This window comes from Microbulbifer mixtoriginis (SeqCode) (assembly GCF_052467705.1).
In genome coordinates, this window is the sequence record NZ_CP174322.1 from 4,328,740 (window position 1) to 4,347,122 (window position 18,383).

The 18,383-nt window shown below is 47.1% G+C and carries 16 protein-coding genes; 11 read left to right on the forward strand and 5 right to left on the reverse strand.

The window, feature by feature from the left end:
* Positions 1–30 precede the first annotated feature (30 nt).
* The 3 genes from ACJJIB_RS18945 to ACJJIB_RS18955 form a co-directional block, all read right to left on the reverse strand.
* Positions 31–927, reverse strand: a complete 897-nt coding sequence (locus ACJJIB_RS18945) for a glycosyltransferase (protein WP_444887182.1) — start codon at positions 925–927, stop codon at positions 31–33.
* A 269-nt stretch (positions 928–1,196) separates the two neighbouring features.
* On the reverse strand, positions 1,197–2,123 hold the full coding sequence (locus ACJJIB_RS18950) for a hypothetical protein (protein WP_444887183.1): 927 nt from the start codon (positions 2,121–2,123) through the stop codon (positions 1,197–1,199).
* 217 nt (positions 2,124–2,340) lie between these two features.
* Entirely contained in the window at positions 2,341–3,108 is a 768-nt protein-coding gene (locus ACJJIB_RS18955) for a class II aldolase/adducin family protein (protein ID WP_444882744.1), read from the reverse strand.
* Positions 3,109–3,189: 81 nt separating this feature from the next.
* On the opposite strand from ACJJIB_RS18955, the gene ACJJIB_RS18960 reads away from it, so the two are divergent.
* A complete protein-coding gene (locus ACJJIB_RS18960; protein WP_444887184.1) occupies positions 3,190–3,879 on the forward strand; it encodes a Crp/Fnr family transcriptional regulator in 690 nt (229 codons plus the stop codon).
* Positions 3,880–3,886: 7 nt separating this feature from the next.
* On the opposite strand, the gene ACJJIB_RS18965 is transcribed toward ACJJIB_RS18960, so the two are convergent.
* Positions 3,887–4,789, reverse strand: coding sequence for a bile acid:sodium symporter family protein (locus tag ACJJIB_RS18965; protein WP_444887185.1), 903 nt, complete (start codon positions 4,787–4,789; stop codon positions 3,887–3,889).
* A gap of 216 nt (positions 4,790–5,005) precedes the next feature.
* Between ACJJIB_RS18965 and ACJJIB_RS18970 the strand changes: the two genes are divergently transcribed.
* The 10 genes from ACJJIB_RS18970 to ACJJIB_RS19015 all read left to right on the forward strand — a co-directional run bounded on the left by ACJJIB_RS18970 (position 5,006) and on the right by ACJJIB_RS19015 (position 16,209).
* Entirely contained in the window at positions 5,006–5,962 is a 957-nt protein-coding gene (locus ACJJIB_RS18970) for a DUF1853 family protein (RefSeq protein ID WP_444887186.1), read from the forward strand.
* Positions 5,963–6,136: 174 nt separating this feature from the next.
* The gene (locus tag ACJJIB_RS18975) at positions 6,137–6,691 is read left to right on the forward strand and encodes a GbsR/MarR family transcriptional regulator (protein WP_444887187.1); all 555 of its coding nucleotides are present in this window, start codon (positions 6,137–6,139) and stop codon (positions 6,689–6,691) included.
* Positions 6,692–6,890: 199 nt separating this feature from the next.
* Entirely contained in the window at positions 6,891–8,285 is a 1,395-nt protein-coding gene (locus ACJJIB_RS18980; protein WP_252083301.1) for a cytochrome ubiquinol oxidase subunit I, read from the forward strand.
* Positions 8,278–9,297, forward strand: coding sequence for a cytochrome d ubiquinol oxidase subunit II (locus tag ACJJIB_RS18985; protein WP_252083302.1), 1,020 nt, complete (start codon positions 8,278–8,280; stop codon positions 9,295–9,297). Before ACJJIB_RS18980 ends, ACJJIB_RS18985 begins: the two co-directional genes overlap by 8 nt.
* Before the next feature lie 206 nt (positions 9,298–9,503).
* The gene (locus ACJJIB_RS18990; protein WP_252083303.1) at positions 9,504–10,196 is read left to right on the forward strand and encodes a TetR/AcrR family transcriptional regulator; all 693 of its coding nucleotides are present in this window, start codon (positions 9,504–9,506) and stop codon (positions 10,194–10,196) included.
* Positions 10,197–10,707: 511 nt separating this feature from the next.
* The gene (locus tag ACJJIB_RS18995) at positions 10,708–10,959 is read left to right on the forward strand and encodes an HP1242/YdcH family protein (RefSeq protein WP_252083304.1); all 252 of its coding nucleotides are present in this window, start codon (positions 10,708–10,710) and stop codon (positions 10,957–10,959) included.
* 76 nt (positions 10,960–11,035) lie between these two features.
* Complete coding sequence (locus tag ACJJIB_RS19000; protein ID WP_444887188.1) at positions 11,036–11,638, forward strand: glutathione S-transferase N-terminal domain-containing protein; 603 nt, start codon at positions 11,036–11,038, stop codon at positions 11,636–11,638.
* Between the two features lie 227 nt (positions 11,639–11,865).
* Positions 11,866–13,449 carry an ethylbenzene dehydrogenase-related protein gene (locus tag ACJJIB_RS19005; RefSeq protein WP_444887189.1) on the forward strand — a complete coding sequence of 528 codons (1,584 nt, stop codon included), beginning with the start codon at positions 11,866–11,868 and terminating at the stop codon, positions 13,447–13,449.
* A 125-nt stretch (positions 13,450–13,574) separates the two neighbouring features.
* Positions 13,575–14,087 (forward strand): Lcl C-terminal domain-containing protein, encoded by a 513-nt coding sequence (locus tag ACJJIB_RS19010; protein WP_444887190.1) that lies wholly within the window; start codon positions 13,575–13,577, stop codon positions 14,085–14,087.
* Positions 14,088–14,166: 79 nt separating this feature from the next.
* The gene (locus tag ACJJIB_RS19015) at positions 14,167–16,209 is read left to right on the forward strand and encodes a DNRLRE domain-containing protein (RefSeq protein WP_444887191.1); all 2,043 of its coding nucleotides are present in this window, start codon (positions 14,167–14,169) and stop codon (positions 16,207–16,209) included.
* Here the strand turns inward: ACJJIB_RS19015 and ACJJIB_RS19020 are convergent.
* Positions 16,120–18,108: an alkyl/aryl-sulfatase gene (locus tag ACJJIB_RS19020; RefSeq protein ID WP_444887192.1), complete on the reverse strand. Its 1,989-nt coding sequence runs from the start codon at positions 18,106–18,108 to the stop codon at positions 16,120–16,122. The two genes, ACJJIB_RS19015 and ACJJIB_RS19020, sit on opposite strands and share 90 nt — an antisense overlap.
* Positions 18,109–18,383: the final 275 nt, after the last annotated feature.

Sequence of the window (18,383 nt, forward strand, 5' to 3'; positions counted from 1 at the left end):
TTCTAATCTCAACGACAATTCAATCTTTTACTATTTTAACAAATGATAGATGTCATATTCAGAGAAAACCTTCTTAATTTTGCAATCATTCCCCTGACGGTTCTTATGATTTTCCTTCATTAATGCATATTCTTGTGAGCCCTGAATCATTAAGAAGCGATGTCTCCAGCTACGGGAATCAGAAATACGCGCAGCCAAAGTCCCGCTTTTAATACTCATTGCCTTCAACCAAATATCATCTGCATTTGGGCACAAGGTCATAAATTTTTCGGGGTCAAACGCATCCTTATGTAAAGAGTTTGGAGGATACATAACCCCTCCCATGCCTGTTGGAAAGACTAAATGAGATGCCTCTGTGTCCCTTATGCTACTTTCCCAACTTCCATAAGGCAGTAGTGCTCCTTTTTTATCTAGACGCATTCGATGAGCCCTGTGGCAATAAATCTTGGATGGATCTTTTTCATATGCCTGATAAAGTAAATCAATCATATCCGGCGGATAAAGAACATCATCGTCAACAGTAACAATCAGGCTGTCAGGAAATCTTTCAAAAGCATAAGCATATTTTTTATAGGGTCCCAGATCTTCCTCAACAAAAAATATTTGCAGCCCTCTTTGCTGTTGCTTTTTAAGGGTCTCAGGCAAAGTCTTATTTGGAAAGTTCTTGGTAGACAACCACAGAACAATTGCATCAGCCTTAAGGGATTGCTGGAAAAGGCTTTCAATACACAAATATAAATCGTGGATTCGCTTATCGAAGGACGTTAGAGATATAACGATATTATCTCTCTTAGTATTTCCCACTCCAAGATCTGTATTGCTTGAAGCGTGTAGACCAAGCAACTGGCAGCGAACAAGCGCTTCCAACTTCAAATTATTGTTTAGGTCGTGCTTTTTTAAGCGCTTCTTTAAAAAATATTGGAACATTCAGGGCCATCCAGCAAACTCAACCTATTGTACCGAATAGCCGAACAGCAATCCGCTCAGCTTGGGAACACCATCAAAAGAGAAGAGGGCGGAAGTGGGTACAAACTTGGCAGATTATGCCAGATGCCACAGCCAATGGCCACTCAAACACCATATTTAGGACAAAAACCCAATTAAAGGCCGAGGGGCAGTTTCTTTCACCTAAAAAAAAGTGCTTGAGTAGCTTACCCCTATCTGGGGCAGCTCTAGTCTTTCACCCAAGTCACCCCCTAGTGAGGACTTAAAACAGGCTGATTTCGCTCCTGTAAATAGTCAAGTAATTGATACTCTGAAAACACCCTTTTAATCTTGCAGTCATTACCACCTGTGCCTCTCAAGTTGATCTCCTTTAACTGTTGAATCTGTGACCCCTGAATAGTAAGAAAGCGTTCCCTCCAGTATCGATAGTCTGGAACCCTAGTAACATATTTTCCTCGCAATAAACTCATCGCCTTCAACCAAACATCATCAGCAGCAGGACATAACTCCATAAATTTTTTACTATTGAAAGCATCCTCATGTAATGAATCCGGAGGGTACAAAACCCCAGCCATTCCCGTAGCAAAAAGGAAAGGAGATGGCTCACTATTTAGCCCATAAGAGCGCCAACTTTCGTAAGGTTTCAATTCCCCTTTTCCGTTTAACAGAATCTTATGTGCCCTATGGCAATGGATATGTGAGGGAGCTCTCAAATAAGATTGATATAGTAAATCGATAGTATCTGAAGGATAAAGCACATCATCATCCACAGTGACAATGAGACTATTTGGAAACATATCAAAGGCATATATATATTTCATATAAGGCCCAAAATCATTCTCCACAAAATGAATTTGTAGGCCTCTAGCCTGCTGTTTTCGAAGTATCTCAGGTAATCTCCTATCGGGGAAATCACGTAAGGATAACCATAGAACTATTGCATCTGCTCTCAAGGATTGTTGATAAAGGCTTTCTATACATAAGTAAACATCATAAATACGCTTATTATAAGAAGTCAGCGAAACGACTATATTATGCGGCTTATGATTGCCAACGCCGGATGACTCACAATTCAGAGCCTTCAAGCCTAGAAGATGGCCTAAAACCAGAGACTCCACTTTTAAATTATTATTAGAGTCATGTTTTTTTAATCTTTTTTTAAGAAAGTACTGGAGCATGTTGGAATACCGTTGATTAGCCTTCAAGGACTCATTGGTGGCGATAAGCCCACATTAATTCCATTTTGTTGAAAGTAAAGTCCATTAGCCAGGCCTAAATCAGGGTTCCTTTCATTGTGGCGCTTAATTCCCCAGCATCCAGTTTAAATCTTAAATTTTTGATCAATGCCCTGAAATATAGAACCTAAAATCACATTCAGGGCATTTGGGACAGATGCTATTCAGTATACCCAGGGTTAACTCTATCCAGCCTCCTTAAAAATCCAGGCCAAGCCAATAGCCCCCCTTGATTACTGGTAACCATATCTCCTTCACTCACTATTTTATCCACAATATTTTGAGGCACCGGAGTGAGAGGTGGGTTGCCAGCAAGAGCTGTAACCTGAATTTCACAGGCACGTTGCAATATAAACATTGCTAAGAAGGTATCAGGAATTGTAGAAGCACAGGTTAACAGTCCGTGATTGCGCAGGATCATATAGTTCGCTGATCCCAGGTCAGCCACCAAGCGAGACTTTTCATCCTTGCGCACAGCAATACCCTCGTAATCGTGGTAGGCAATACTTGAAAGGGGAAATAGTGATTGCTGCGAGATTGGCAGTAAACCCTCTGCATGAGCAGATACAGCTACTCCAGCAGTAGTATGGGTATGTATAACGCAGTGGGCATCTTTCCTCGCTTCATGAATTGCACTGTGAATAGTAAACCCTGCAGGATTCACCATTGCCGCACTTTCATCCACTTTTTCCCCCTGCAAATCGATTTTTACCAAACTTGAAGCAGTAATTTCATCGAAAAACATTCCAAAAGGGTTAATAAGAAAGTGTGATTCCGGCCCAGGAATACGTACAGAGAGATGAGTGAAAATAGTATCGTCCCACCCAAAATAGGCGATCAATCGGTAAGCCGCCGCCAAATCTATGCGTAATTGCCACTCTTCATCGCTAACGCGTCCCTCAAGTGAAGGTATGGTTTCCAGTTTCATCGTCCTCTCCCCAGCTTTATTAGAGCTCAAATTCTGAATCATCCCTGCTGTAAACACTGTCAAATTGTTTACACTTGGCAAATGAATAAAAACATTAGCTTCCTTGATAAATGCCCACTGCTAGCTGGCCTACCCGGTGAGGGTCGAGAATTCTTAGCCCAACAGGCACAATGCCAGTACTTTTCTCAGGGTGATAGCATCTACCCTTCGGGCTCCCATCAGGAGCGCCTTTCAATTATCGCTGAAGGGCAAGTAAGAATATGCTCCAGTAATTTTGCCGGGCGCGAAGCGACCCTTGCGATTTTAGATAGTGGAGCTTGGTTTGGTGATACCGTATTTTGCCCTGGCACTCCGCGAGTATTTGGAGCAAGCGCTCACACTGACTGTGCTGTAGTCGATATTCCGGGTGAAATCTTGAGGGCAAAAATGAAACAACACCCCGAAGCCTACCCAATAGCATTGGAACAAATTAGCCTCAGGCTTTGGACAGTAATGTCCATTATCCAGGACGATGTACTACGTGGTACTGAAGCGCGAATTGCTCGACGTCTGCTTTTTATGGCCCAAATGCACAACGGCGGCGAAAAAAGTGGCCCAACCAGTTTCCGCCTCACCAAAGAACTACTCGCCAACACCATGGGGATGACCCGGCAGGGAGTACACCGGGTATTAAAGAATATTGAATCCAAGGGACTAATAGAGTGCTCTTACGGTCGCATCAGTGTGCCGGATATCTCGCACTTGGATACCTATATAAAGCTGTTGGACTGAGAGGATTTCATCCGACCCCGCCAGCTTGCGCCGCGTCTGCCTCCCCAGCTTCGCGCGCTTTCTTGCGACCATAATAGGCAAGCAACATCCCCGATGGAAACATAAGCACTCCATATACAGCTGAAGGCACCGACATTTCACTGGAGTGCATCAGTGTGAGGGTTACCATGAGACCAATAGTCCCGTTCTTGATGCCCAGCTCGGTAGCTACTGCCAGGCCATCCCGCCGGGAGAGCCCACAAAAGTGGCTGATGATTAAGCCAGTCAACACCCCCAGTAAATTCAGCAAAATTGTAGAGGGGCCGGCCAACAGCATGAGCTCTCCAATCCGGTCTCTCATACCCCACACCAATCCCACCACTAAAATGACCAGTACCAGCGCCCCAAAAATACTTACAATGCCCTCAGCGCGGCTGGCCAAATGAGGGTTCCAAGCCCGTATCAACATGCCAATCACCACGGGCAGCAAGACTATCACCGATAACATGGCCACAGTTTTAGCAAAAGGGAGAACGATTTCCTGCTCTGCTCCAAAGTATTGGCGCAGGGCAAAATTGGTGAAGAATGGCAGGGTCAGAATCGTAATTAGGCTTGCCGAAACCGTTAACACTATGGAGAGCGCTACATTACCGCGAGCGAGTAACGTAAAAAGGTTTGAGGTCGTTCCACCCGGGCAGGCTGCAATAATCACCAAACCCACAGCTATCGGTGCGGGTAAACTGAGCGCCCAACACAGAACAAAAGCCACAATTGGCATAAGTACAATCTGGGCAAGTGTGCCCACCACTAACCCACCTGGTTTTACCGTCACCTGATGGAAATCCCTGGCGGTCAGGGTCATTCCAATGCCCACCATAATGATAAACAGTGCGATGGGTAGACCGATCGAGATCATAGGCCCTGATTCCACATTCACCTCCTCTTTTTATTATTGTCTGGCTATATCTCCCCATATCCCATGTAGATTACGCTTTGGCAAAAACGGGTAATCCACACGAGGTGAGATATAGGGGGACAGCAGTTTTATTATTAAATATCTCTCTGGAAGATGAACCCTAGCACAGTCCCAAGTCAAGTGCCGACTCTGGTAGAATCAGAGAGTTTTTTTGCCGCTGACAGGGTTTATATGACCAATCGACTTCACAGACCTGTTGTAGATGACTGGTCCAACCTACTTTGGTCCCTGGGCAGTAGCGATATTGTTGATACTAGTGACAAATCAACTAGCACCATTGACCTGCCATGGCTACCTATGGCTCGCCGCAACCAATTGCACACTTATTTTTCCCGCAAAGAAGTCAAACAAGAATTAATAGATAAGCTCGAAACATACCTGATTGAAGGCGACCGACACAAACCCACCAACCGGCTTGGCGTTTACTTTGAGCGACTCTGGTCTTTCGCTTTTCAATACCACCCAGATTACCAGTTGCTGCACCAGAACCTGCCCCTGCGTATTGAGGGTAGAACTCTCGGCGAACTGGACTTTGTCGTTCACCACCTACCCAGTAATCGCTGCGAGCACTGGGAGGTTGCGGTGAAGTTCTACCTCGCTCAGCCCGTCGGCTTCTGGGTTGGCCCAGGCCTCAAGGATCGCCTGGATATCAAATTAAAGCGTATGGCGGAACATCAACTGCCTCTCATCCAGCAACAATCCGTACAAACTCTATTAGAAGCTCAGGAGCTTTATATTGATCGGCAGTGGACGCTGATGCCAGGCCGACTCTTTAACCGATTACCAACTCTTGGTAATCGGACAGCTGGGGGTAATCTGAAACAACTATGCAATAGTAATTGGTGGACCGACTTGGAAACCCTCGGAAACCTTGCCACTCAAGGAAATATCTCAGCAGGCCTGCGCTGGCTCCAACTTCCCAAAAAAGCCTGGCTAGCATCAATAGAATGGGAAGAACCCCACGGCGTCTCTTTTGAGCAACTTATGGCCGGACTTCAGAGCTCAGCAATTGATAAGCCTCTATGTTTTGCTCTTATGGGCCAAGAAGGTGAAATGGGTCGCGGCTTTATTGTACCTAGCGACTGGCCGCGTAGAGCACAGGCATCACTCCCACAGAAACACCCATAACGTCCTGAGAGAAAACACTTTCTGCCTACCACTACTTGTGGGCCCGCCCTGCCTGACAATTTACTTATCTACAGCCCAAAGCAAAAAACTTAAAACAAAATTTTTCCAATTATTTATTGACTTGGATCAATTTACATTTACAATTTTCAGAAATTTCTGAAACTTAAGAAGAAAATGAAACTATCCAGTCAAGCCCAGGCTTTTGTACTGCACTTTGGAGAAATGGGCAGCCGGTGGGGTTTTAATCGCACCGTGGGCCAGATGTTTGCCCTGCTTACCATCCACCCTTCCCCCCTAAATGCCGAGCAGCTGGCTCAGGCACTGAAGATCAGTCGCGGCAATGTGAGTATGGGCCTCAAAGAACTGCAAGCCTGGCGCCTTGTTGAGCTACAGCACCAGCCAGGTGACCGAAAAGACTATTTCACCGCTGCAGGGTCCATCTGGGAGCTTGCTCGAACTGTATTTGAAGAGCGACGTAAACGTGAACTGGACCCCACCCTGAGCCTATTGCGCCAGCTCTTGCTCAATGAGCCTCAGGATGAACAAGAAGCACAGGCCCAGGAAAAAATTCAAGAAGTCTACAGTCTGCTGGAATTACTTGAAGAGTTTGCCAACACCCTGAGCAAGCTGGAACACGACGATTTACTCAAGCTAATGAAACTGGGCTCCGGCATCGTCAAGCTACTGGAGCTGAAAAGTAAAATGACAGGAGGAAAGGCTCCAGAATAAACCTATACCTGAATTGCCCGCTGGGCAACCAAGACAGGCGGTAAAAGGATAAACCGCCGCCGACACAACGTCGGCAGCCGCTCAATAAACACCGTGGGTCCATACTCCTGCAATGGTGTTTAACGGGCACCCCCGGGCCTATCAGGAAGAGTCGCCCGGTTATCTGGTTAATAAATTAGTCCGACCAGCAGAGGCTCCCATGCTAGATACTCTGATCCTCTCCCGAATACAGTTTGCGGCCAATATCAGTTTTCATATTCTCTTTCCCACCATCACAATAGCCCTCGCCTGGATTATTGTTTTCTTCAAGCTTCGCTACGACCAAACTGATAATCCTGTTTGGATGAGAGCCTATCGTTTTTGGGTAAAGGTCTTTGCCCTAACCTTCGCGCTCGGTGTCGTTAGTGGCATCACTATGTCTTTCCAATTTGGTACCAACTGGCCAGGATTTATGGCACGGGTTGGCAATATCGCCGGGCCTCTCTTGGGTTATGAAGTGCTTACCGCTTTTTTTCTGGAAGCCACTTTTCTAGGTATCATGTTGTTTGGAATAAATCGTGTCCCCAGCAAAGTTCACACCTTCTCAGCCTTTGTAGTAGCTATTGGCACCACACTTTCCGCCTTCTGGATCATTGCACTCAATTCCTGGATGCAGACCCCATCCGGCTTTGAACTACGAGATGGTGTCGCCTACCCCGAGAGCTGGCTGGCTATTATTTTTAATGCCTCTTTCCCCTATCGCCTCACTCATATGCTACTGGCCTCGGGTCTCACTGCAGCCTTCTTTGTCGCAGGTATCTCTGCTTACCGGATACTTAAAGGTGACCCAAAGCGTGCACCGCGGCTAGCACTAAAAACCGGGTTGGTATTGGCAGCTGTTTTTATTCCAATCCAGATTTTTGTCGGCGACCTACACGGTCTTAACACTTTTAAGTACCAGCCGCAGAAAGTGGCGGCAATGGAGGGAGTATGGGAGACCGAAAGGGGCGCGCCACTATTACTATTTGCAATACCCGATGGTGAGAAGAAGACCAATCATTTCGAGATAGCTATCCCCAAAATGGCCAGCTTTATTCTGACCCATGATTTAAATGGAGAAATAAAAGGTATCGAAGAATTCCCCAATGATCATCCGCCGGTTGCACCCGTTTTCTTCGCCTTCCGAATTATGGTGGGTATGGGGATATTAATGCTGGCTGTCGCCTGGGGAGGTTGCTACCTCCTCTGGCGGCGCAAAGAGCTACCCAACTGGGCGCTCAAAACCCTGGTAGGAATGACGTTCGCGGGTTGGGTAGCCACCTTAGCAGGCTGGTATGTCACTGAAATTGGTCGGCAACCATGGCTTGTGACCGGGGTTCTCAAAACCGCAGATGCCGTAACCCAGATTCCACCTTCCCATGTGGGCTTCTCTCTCACCCTATATCTGCTTGTCTATGTCATCCTGCTCTATGCCTATATTCACACCCTAAAAGTAATGGCTTTGAAATCTGTCAAAGTGGAGGAGTTTGAAACCAAAGAACCTCTCGCCGGTGGCAGCCTGACCAACCTACCGAAATCCACCCAAGAGCAATCCAAGGGGGAATCCCATGAATGAGGCCGCATCATCCGCAGCCTATTGGCTACCCGTTGTCTTTATCGGCCTAATGGGTCTAGCAGTACTGGTTTACGCCATTCTGGATGGTTACGACCTTGGGGTGGGTATTCTCCTCCCCCTGGGTAAGGAAGACGAGCCCCAGCGGGACACCATGATTGCCTCGATTGGTCCTTTCTGGGATGCCAATGAAACCTGGCTGGTGCTCGCCATCGGCCTGCTGCTTATCGCCTTTCCCATCGCCCACAACCTAGTGCTGATGCATCTCTATATACCAGCAGCGATAATGCTGGTGGGGCTGATTTTGCGCGGCGTGGCTTTTGACTTTCGCGCCAAAGCAGCCGTGGGGCATAAGCTCGCTTGGGACAGGACGTTTAAAGCAGGATCCATAATCACCAGCCTGGCCCAGGGTTATATGCTGGGGCAATATGTGATGGGGTTCCAGCCTGGCTGGCAGGCACAGCTTTTCTCTGCGGTCAGTGCCCTGGGGGTAACTGCCGCCTACAGCTATATGGGCTCGGCCTGGCTGGTATTGAAAACCGAGTCACTGTTGCAGGAACGGGCCGTACGCTGGGCGCGTCGGGCTGGGCGGGCGACTCTCCTTGGCGTAGTCTCAGTCTCCACGATCAATCCACTGGTCAATCCAGCCGTTTTTGATCGTTGGTTCAGCTATCCACTGGTGATGTTCGTACTCCTGATACCCACCCTGTGTTTTCTGGCTTTTATTTTTAATGACCTCCTGCTGGCCAGGTTACCCAAAGCCAACGATAGGCACAGTGCACTGCCCTTCACATTGGTAGTGACTATTTTTCTGATGTGCTTTATCGGTCTGGCTTTTAGCTTCTTTCCCGACATAGTGCCTGGGCAGCTGAATATCTGGCAGGCAGCCAGTGCCACCGCTTCACTGAAATTCATTTTAGTGGGCGCCCTGATTGTAGTGCCGATCATACTGATCTATACGGCATTCTCGTACTATGTGTTTCGCGGTAAAGCTTCCGAACTTCACTACCATTAGCACAACCTTTTTCGAATTGTGTGGGATAGTAACACTTGATCAAAATTAATCTGCCAGTGCGGAACTATCCCACAATTCGAACAAAATCCCCTTGCTCCCCGAAATTGGTACGATAATAATCATCAATTCCAGAAGACAATTTTTTACAAGGAAGTAAAGCGCACTTCTGGCGCTTGCCAACTGCGCTTGTCTAAGGGGAGGTGAATTTGAACCAAATCGATCGACGTGCTATTAGCCGGCGCGACACTGCTAGTCCGCGCAAACCACAACGTAAAAACGGCCGTGAGAAGTATGAAAAGCTTCTCGACGCGCTGGAAACCCTCATTGCCGAGCAGGATTCAACGGACATAAGTCTAGCCAATCTAAGCCAGGTAGCCGGGGTCCCAGCTGCATCCGTGTACCACTTTTTCCCAAGCGTAGATGCCAGTCTTACCGCTCTGGCGGAACGTCACTACAAGTCATTTGGCGATGTGGTACTGGGGCACTCTGATTTCTCACCAGCGGATAGCTGGCAAGATATGCTCTACCACCTGTGCGACTTAGTACGTAGTTATTACGAAGATAATATCTCCGCACTCAAAGTACACTATGGGCCACAGTCCAGCTGGGCTCTACGTCAATTACAGATGGAAAACAACTGGCGCTTGGCAGATACCTTGATTAAGAATCTGTCTCGCGAATTTGAGTTGCCTCCATCACAGGACTGGCGCGACCGCTTTATGTGCGCCATCAATATCAATGATTCGTTTTGTTCTCAGGCGTACTCGCGTTTCGGAAGAATTACCGAGGAAGCCGCCGCAGAGGGCAAGCGTGCCGCTGCAGCTTACTTAAAGCTGTATCTCGGAGAGCTATTGCAAAGACGTCAGTTGCGCTTTGCTCCATTAGAAGCTTCCGCATAAAGCCTAAATTTTATTAATTAAAATTTAGATAATATCGACACACCTAGGGCCTGGCAATAATATTTGCCAGGCTTTTTTGTGTACCCAGCCAACAAAACTTCCAATTAGTTAAATTTCATTTTTTATCAATATAAAAATTACGAATGCGGCAATACCGAAAGCCATTAACATTTCACCATCACTTTCGCCTTACAATGTCATAAACGACACACTCAGAGTAAACTTCTGATCAATCACAAGCATACTCTCTAAAAAAACTGGCATTCTAAAATTTTCTTTTGTTAGAATTTTTTTTCATAAAGAATACCGCCTTCAAGAAATCCTATAATTGAACAACCTTTTCACACCTAAAAATTAGCCGCCTAATACGTTATCAGCTTGAAACAACGGGGGTAAATCATCGTCCAATGATTAGCAGCCCAGTCTGCTTCTTGGCGGTGATTTTTGTGACTTCAAATTCACAAACTAATATTACCCTTGATGCTTTAACTGAATGGAGGGGAGGTTTTCTATGTCCATAGCCGCGCATGAGCTGGAGTTGGATTTTCCCGAGTACGCCGATACTATCAAGCACCTGATCAGGAATGACGTAGAATTCAAGCTAGATAACGACCAATATCGAAAACTGGATAAACAAATTAGAGGACTACAGGATAGTGGCATCGGCACTGATGACGATCACTATTCAAGACTAAAAAAACAACGTGCCTATCTCAAACAACACCTCTATAACCGTATTACTGATGTCATTCCCCATCATTAGTAGTTATTTTGCAAAATTAGCGGCGCCTCATCACCAATGCCGACCATATAGAGTGGCAGAGTGATTAAGCGCCGTTATGCAACTCTTTCTGACTTACTCCTCCCCCTTTGCCCGAAAAACCCGAATTGTTATAGAAGAACTCAAGTTACACTCCCGCGTTAGTGAGGTTTTTTCTCACCCTTTTCACAATACAAATGATTTAATATCCAATAATCCTTTAGGTAAAGTTCCCTGCCTGACCTTAGATAACGGCAACGTTATTATGGATAGCGAAGTGATCTGTGAGTTCCTAGATAAACAACTTGGAGATGGCCACCTCAGCTCTGCGATAGACAATGACTGGAATTTAAAAACACTCTATAGTGTGTCCTCAGGTCTAATGGAGATCTTGGTTCACAGACAGGTAGAGAAAATTCGCGGGCGTGAAGGGCTTCAGTCAGAATTTTGGTGGCAGCGCTACAACAGTGCAATCAATCGTACCCTGGATTTTTTTGAAGCCAGAGTCCATCAATTTCCCCAGACATTTTGTCTTCTACAAATTGCGTTCGGCTCAGCACTTTCATACCTAGATTTTCGGCACGAAGACTTCAACTGGCGCAAAGATAGGCCACAAATAAGCGCCCTATCAGAAACCCTCGAAGTACGAGAAAGCTTCAAAATGACGCCATTACGCGACTAACTTAGCTCTTAAATCTGCAAGTAAAACTTAGCGTCGCCAAGACTGCCTGAAATTTCAACTTAATTAAGCATGACCTAAACATTTTCAACGTATCTCCCTACATCACTTTTCTAGCAAAGACTGCATTTTGGCGGAGTAATGAGTTTTAACCATTTCTCAGAGCCACATAAGTTTCTCTAAACTGTCATATCCCGCCGATAGCCTGTGGGCTTTTTTAGGGCCTAATTATGTCTGACAGATCAAAAAGTCCCATGTGGATACTACTGCATGCTGCATTAGTAATAGCAGTGATCTGCAGTCTTTTCAGTGGGTTGCGTATTGCCACACTCACTAAACCCGCCATTGCCTCAATTGAAGAACTGCTGCCCCAGGGAGAGGTACACAGTGTACATTTCTTCTCTGCACTCCTGCTTTCGCTGGTTGCCCTTTCTTATTTATACTCGAATGCTATTCGACTTTATCGAATTGAACAATCATGCGCTCATAAACAATGGAATTACCACCGAGTAGTCACCTGGGGGGGCATTAGCCTCATTGGCATCTCGTTGGCCAGTGGCTGGCTGCTCTTTGCTGGGATAGGCCAGTTATCACTGGTCCGAATATTACATTTTTTCGCCGCGCTTGGACTCAGCGTCTATATTTTTCTACACGCAGGCGTTTATCTACTGCAGTTCGGGAAAAGTGCTCTTCTCTATATCCTCAAGCCAGCCACAAACAGAAGAGTTCAACTGGCATTGCTATGTAGTTTGCTGCCCATCTTTCTGCTCGGCGGTTGGCTGCTTCTGACCAAATTTTCTTATTATCAACTGCCGGTAACCTCAATTCCTATCCATACGATCATTGATATTGATGGCCATGCCGATGAACCCCAATGGGCAAAAGCTCAGCCGCTAAAAATCAGTACCGATGGCGGCGCAAATTTTTATCAGGGTCGTACTGATGTGCATCTCAAAGCTCTACAAAATGGTGAGGAGATTTATTTTCATATTTCCTGGCAGGATCCCACAGAAAGCCTGACTCATTTACCCCTGATAAAAACGGATCAAGGTTGGAAGATCAAGCAGCAAGGCTTTGAGAATTTTGATGAAAAGAATTTTTACGAAGACAAATTTGCCTTGTTACTTTCCAATCACTGTGACTTCGGAGGTGCTGGCACCGCCCATCTCGGACGTTCACCACTGGCAAACAAGCCATCAAACTGGCATGGCAAGGGGTATCACTACAGCCAATCGGGGCAACTTCACGATCTTTGGCACTGGAAAGCAGTACGCACTAATAAAATGTATCTGGCGGATGACAATTTTATCGGCGCGCCAGATAAAGTGCGTGCAGGTAAACGCCGCTACACGGCAGGTTACCAACAGGATGCAAAGGAATCCGGTGCTTATTTACTGAACTGGAAATGGTATTCCCCCACTGGCATCACTCCTAAACGCTTGCCTAGTGATGCTAATGTATTGGCTCCCTTTCAAAATGTTAAAGAAGGCCAGGAGCTTGATTGGACCATCTCCTGGTTTGATTACCAACCTTACTCAGCAGAAAGCGACCTGATAGCACCAGGTACTCTAATGCCTTCGGTACTTTATACCTCCAATCGCTTCGAGGGTGATCGTGCGGATGTTAGAGCCAAAGGTATTTGGCGTGATGGATACTGGTCGCTAGAGCTTGTACGCAAATTAAATACAGCCTCTCCCCTGGACATTCCTATCGAAGATGGCACCTGCCTGTGGGTTTCCGCATTTGATCGCGCACAAGTTGCCCACACCCGTCATACCAGAGCCATCCAACTGAATCTGAGTAAAGCGCTATGATCACGCGACTCTTTTTGATTTTTATTCTCCCCGCCTGTCTGATTGGTGCTGCCGTTATCCACACACCACAGGCTCCAAAACCGCAGCAATACCACCTTCTAAAAGTGAGCGCTGAGGGAAAAGTAATGGATACCTGGGAGGGCCCCTGGTCCTGTGTCTGCGATAGCCGCAGCGGTCTGCTGTGGGAGGTCAAGACAGATAGTGAGGACATTCACGATGGACGTTGGACTTATTCGCGACTATTAAACAATCAGGGCGTTGCCAATAATGGAGATTGTTATTTCGAAGCAGAGCGCTGTGACACAGAGGATTTAATCCGGCACACTAACCGGGAACAACTCTGTGATGCAAAACATTGGCGCCTGCCCTCCGCCAGCGAACTGCGTTCACTGGTGGCTCCAGACGTACAGCCGGGAAGCCCCAGTATCGAAACTGGATACTTCCCCAAAACCCAGCGCGGTGATTACTGGACCAGTGATGGCGACCTCCCCCTCGAAGGCATCTACTCCTATCTAAAAGTCGGTGGCGCAGCGGTCAATTTTATAAATGGGCAAACCGTCACAATTCCCTATCACAATGCAGCTTTCACACGCTTGGTAACCAATCGTTCAAGCATCTGTCACATCGTTCCCCAATAATTCCTGCGCGCCACCAACCTGCCCGCTCCAGGCGGTGGCCTCTCACAAAAAGTCCCAACTTTGCAGAGGAATTTCCGCAATGAGACGATATATAGGCCCCGCTCTCACTATTTCGACATTGTTGCTGGCAGTCAACGTCAGTGCCGCCACCAAACACTACCGCCTTGCCTGGGATGGCGATGCTTCCAGCAGTGCTGTCATCGGTTTTTCTCCAGATGGCAACAGCAGTAATCCCTATGTCAGCTACGGTTACTCCACCAATGAAAGCAGCTGGAACAGCGCATTTGTCAGCAATAGCGAAACATTCGATAGCGGTATCACCAGCCATTTTGTACGCCTGCAAAATTTGAATGCGGACTCTCCTGTTTATTTTCGTGTATGTGACCAAAATGGCTGTGGTGAGCGATTTTGGTTTAGGACAGCTCCAGCAGAAAACGCGCCTTTTGTAGTAATTGCCGGTGGTGATACCCGCACAGGACATACCACTCGTCGCCAGGGAAATACTCTGCTAGCTAAAATACGCCCTCTCGCAGTGATGCATGGCGGCGACTTCACCAATGCCAATAGCGCCTCAGAAATGCGTGAATTCCTCGACGACTGGGAGTTGACTTACTCCAGCGATACGATTGATGGTTATAGCTACAAGCGAATCTACCCATTGATCCCCACTCACGGCAATCACGAAGATGATAATTACTCGACCATCTGCGAAGTCTTCGGCGTGGATTTTAATGGCGATGGAAACTGTTCGCCCAGCGACACTTATGGTGCCGTGCAGGTGTCACCATTACTGCGTATTTACACCTTAAATAGCCAGTTTCAGAACAGTGGATGGTCCTCTTACGCCAGCGCAATGAATAATTGGTTGTCGAGCGATTTATCCAGCTATGGCAGCACTGCCAGCTGGCGTCTCGCCCAATATCACAAACCTATGTTCCCCCATTACAGCGGCAAGTCTGACAATCCCACTTTATTTAACTGGTGGGCGCAGTCATTTTACGACTATGCGATGAATCTGGTGGTGGAATCCGATACTCATCTCACCAAAATGACTGAGGCCGTGATACCCAGTGGCAATAACTTTTCTACCACCAACAACGGCGGTACCGTTTACGTGGGGGAAGGGAGTTGGGGTGCTCCAGCCCGTTCCGCTAACAATGCCAAAACCTGGACCATCGACATGGCCAGTATCCAGCAGTTTAAGGTCATCCAGGTGAGTGAAAGTGGACTGGTAGTGCGCACCGCACAGTTCGATAACACTGCAGAAACTCTGACTCGGGAGGCACGTGCCGCCGATCCACTCATCCTGCCAGATAATGTGAATTGGTGGAGCGCCAACCGCCTGGGGGAATCCATGAATTTGATCGCTAATAACGCTGGCCGCAGCGTGATTCAAGAGAGCTCAGATAGTAACGGCAGCTTTTCCCTACCAATAAGCGATGATGTGTTTATCTCCTCCCGTTACGCATCAAGTAATTTTAACCATGACTCCGAAGGACTACTGGCCGATGGGAGTGACCACACCTATGGGACACTCTACACACTGATTAAATTTGATCTAGGCAGTCTTTCCGGCTGCTCCTCTATCAGCTCTGCCACTCTGCAGCTGAATGTCACGAATCGATCGGGTAGCACTTTCGGTATCTACCAGGCCGCCAATAACTGGAGTGAGGAAAACGCCACCTGGAACTCTGTGGGGGGCTCATCGGTACGTGGCAATCTGGCAGAGAGCTTTGTGCCTTTTTATAAGGGTTTAGAAAGTATCGATCTTCTGTCTTCCGGGCTTCTCAATAGTTGGCTTAGCGGTATAAATACCGGGCTTGTTATTGCCGCGCGCAATGGTATTAACGGTGTGGACTTCACTTCCAAGGAAATCGGCATGTCACCGGCACTCAAAGTTGAGGCTACTTGTAACAATTTTGCTCTAAAAGCGAAGCCGGCCGCTTCCACTTATCAGGGACTCATACCGCAACGAGTAACGGGTGATATGAGGTCCGACAAACTGTTGCCCACCTTACCCGGCATCTCCCAATTAAGGGGTCACCAGGTTGAAGTTCCTATCAAACTTATCGAAGAGTCTGCCAAACTGGATCAAAGCCAAGGGATTGCCGCGCACCTTTAAGCGCCCCTCCTTGATCATGGTGGGAGCACCGACCAAACCACTGAACATCAGTCGCAGGTCGGTGCTACTTAGTGCCAAACTCGCTGAGGGGTCTTCACTGTGTCGATCTGGATAACCGTGTAAAACTCCATTTTTAACGACCACTAAGTATTTATTTTTGTTGTCCGTCATCTCAATATTTAAACGGATATCCGCTTCCGCCGCCTTCTCCCCATTAAGGCGCACCGCCATGGCATCGAATAAAAGTTGTAGAGGCACCCGCGCTACAATTTCTTCCGGCGGCTGCATCTCTTCACGGAACTCAACTCCGTGGCGTAACTCCCTGGCACCGCTTAAATAAAAATTGCGCCAAATTCCAGACTCCGCCTGATACCCCAGCTGTTCGAAAGCATCCGCCAATAAATAACGTGCCTCCTGATTTTTTGGCTCAGCAAAAACCAAGTGCTTTAACACCATCGCCACCCAACGGTAATTTCCCTGGGAAAAGTCCTGCCGTGCCCGTTTCATTATTTCTTCTTCCCCCCCCATATACTCTACATAGTGAAGCGCGGCTTCTTCCTGAGGGAGTGGGTGTAGATTGGAAGGGTTCCCATCAAAATATCCTAGATAACGGTTGTACACCGCTTTTGCGCCCACATTGACCGTACCGTAATAACCCCGGTTAGCCCAGGTGTGGGAGAGCGCCTCTGGCAATTGTATTTGTTCGGCGATTTCGATCATGTCGTGGCCATGGTTAGCCAGGCGTAGAGTCTGATCGTGAATATATTTGTAGAGATCTCGTTGCTTTACTAGGTAATCCAGCGCCTCACTATTTCCCCAGGTGGGCCAGTGATGGCTACTGAAAACCACCTGGGTATCTCCACCAAATTTTTCCATGGCTCTCTCTATGTAGCGACTCCACGCCAGCGCATCCCGAGTTTTAGCACCGCGAAGCGTATAGATATTATGTAAAGTGTGATTGGCAATCTCACTCATACATAGGGCGTTAAACTGGGGAAAGAAGAAGACCATCTCAGTGGGAGCTTCGGCTCCAGGGGTGCTCATAAAGATGATATCTACACCATCTATTTTCATCTCTGCCCCTTCTTCGGGAATCAACTGTGTAGGCGTTGCAATACCGTGCTCTCCATCAGACACGCGATTGCCAAGACCCGAGGACACAAATCCATCTGGGCTGGATGGTAACAGGTCCCCAAATTGGTAGAGCGCCCGCCGCTGCATCACATTGCCCGAGCGGACATTCTCGCTGATTGCCTCCTCGGAAAATCCGTCAGGCGCGATAATTTCCACACTTCCTTCGGCTAGCTGTTGCATGGTGAGAACTCCCGCTACACCGGCAAAATGATCCGCATGGCTGTGGGTAAAAATTACAGCGCTAACAGGCCTATTGCCTAACTCCCTATTAGCCAGGGCCAAGCCAGCAGCAGCTGTCTCCATAGAGGTTAGGGGATCGATAACAATCCATCCCGTTTCCCCTTTGATCAAGGTCATATTGGCTAGGTCTAGTGAGCGAACCTGGTAAATCCCTTCAACAACTTCAAACAACCCATTGTTCAAAGCATTAAGTTGAGCCTGCCGCCAAAGACTCGGATTAACTGTATCCTTTGGCGCCCCCTCTAGAAATTGCATCTGAGCCAGTCCATAGACCTCTCTTCCCATAGCGTTTGTAACCTGTGCTCCCGGAATCGTGGCAATAAACCCACGTTTGGCTAGGCGGAAATCCAAGTCATTGGAGAAAGGCAATTGCTTCGCTACAGACAAGTTATGCGCTTTGGTAACGTTACTTGCCGGCTTAACTTTGGCATTCAGTTCCTCAGAATGTTTGGTCGCTTTTTGTGAATATTCACCACAAGCCATCAATAAAAGACAAAGCACCCAAAAAATAAAAAAAATACGCATACAGAATCTCCTTATAAATCATTGCCATAGGCTTAGCCCTAGAATAAGAAAATAGAATCATGGGCCAGCACACCTGAACGCAACAGCTTATCTCTGCGTATTGAGGTGGTCTTGTTTTAACTTCCCAAAGAAGCTATCGCTCACACATCATAAAAGCCACAAATATTAAAAAATAGTGTTTGGCACCCGTATTTATTTCGTCATTTTCAACAATTAAGTTTTTAAAGAAGCTTAACAACCAAATAGATTACATTTAATCCTTAGAAATTATTCAT

Excerpts from the sequence above, each read along its gene's own strand:
- ACJJIB_RS18945 (WP_444887182.1), bottom strand. The coding sequence starts at position 927 with ATGTTCCAATATTTTTTAAAGAAGCGCTTAAAAAAGCACGACCTAAAC.
- ACJJIB_RS18950 (WP_444887183.1), bottom strand. The coding sequence starts at position 2,123 with ATGCTCCAGTACTTTCTTAAAAAAAGATTAAAAAAACATGACTCTAAT.
- ACJJIB_RS18955 (WP_444882744.1), bottom strand. The coding sequence starts at position 3,108 with ATGAAACTGGAAACCATACCTTCACTTGAGGGACGCGTTAGCGATGAA.
- ACJJIB_RS18960 (WP_444887184.1), top strand. The coding sequence starts at position 3,190 with ATGAATAAAAACATTAGCTTCCTTGATAAATGCCCACTGCTAGCTGGC.
- ACJJIB_RS18970 (WP_444887186.1), top strand. The coding sequence starts at position 5,006 with ATGACCAATCGACTTCACAGACCTGTTGTAGATGACTGGTCCAACCTA.
- ACJJIB_RS18975 (WP_444887187.1), top strand. The coding sequence starts at position 6,137 with ATGAAACTATCCAGTCAAGCCCAGGCTTTTGTACTGCACTTTGGAGAA.
- ACJJIB_RS18980 (WP_252083301.1), top strand. The coding sequence starts at position 6,891 with ATGCTAGATACTCTGATCCTCTCCCGAATACAGTTTGCGGCCAATATC.
- ACJJIB_RS18985 (WP_252083302.1), top strand. The coding sequence starts at position 8,278 with ATGAATGAGGCCGCATCATCCGCAGCCTATTGGCTACCCGTTGTCTTT.
- ACJJIB_RS18995 (WP_252083304.1), top strand. The coding sequence starts at position 10,708 with ATGTCCATAGCCGCGCATGAGCTGGAGTTGGATTTTCCCGAGTACGCC.
- ACJJIB_RS19000 (WP_444887188.1), top strand. The coding sequence starts at position 11,036 with ATGCAACTCTTTCTGACTTACTCCTCCCCCTTTGCCCGAAAAACCCGA.
- ACJJIB_RS19005 (WP_444887189.1), top strand. The coding sequence starts at position 11,866 with ATGTCTGACAGATCAAAAAGTCCCATGTGGATACTACTGCATGCTGCA.
- ACJJIB_RS19010 (WP_444887190.1), top strand. The coding sequence starts at position 13,575 with ATGGATACCTGGGAGGGCCCCTGGTCCTGTGTCTGCGATAGCCGCAGC.
- ACJJIB_RS19015 (WP_444887191.1), top strand. The coding sequence starts at position 14,167 with ATGAGACGATATATAGGCCCCGCTCTCACTATTTCGACATTGTTGCTG.
- ACJJIB_RS19020 (WP_444887192.1), bottom strand. The coding sequence starts at position 18,108 with ATGCGTATTTTTTTTATTTTTTGGGTGCTTTGTCTTTTATTGATGGCT.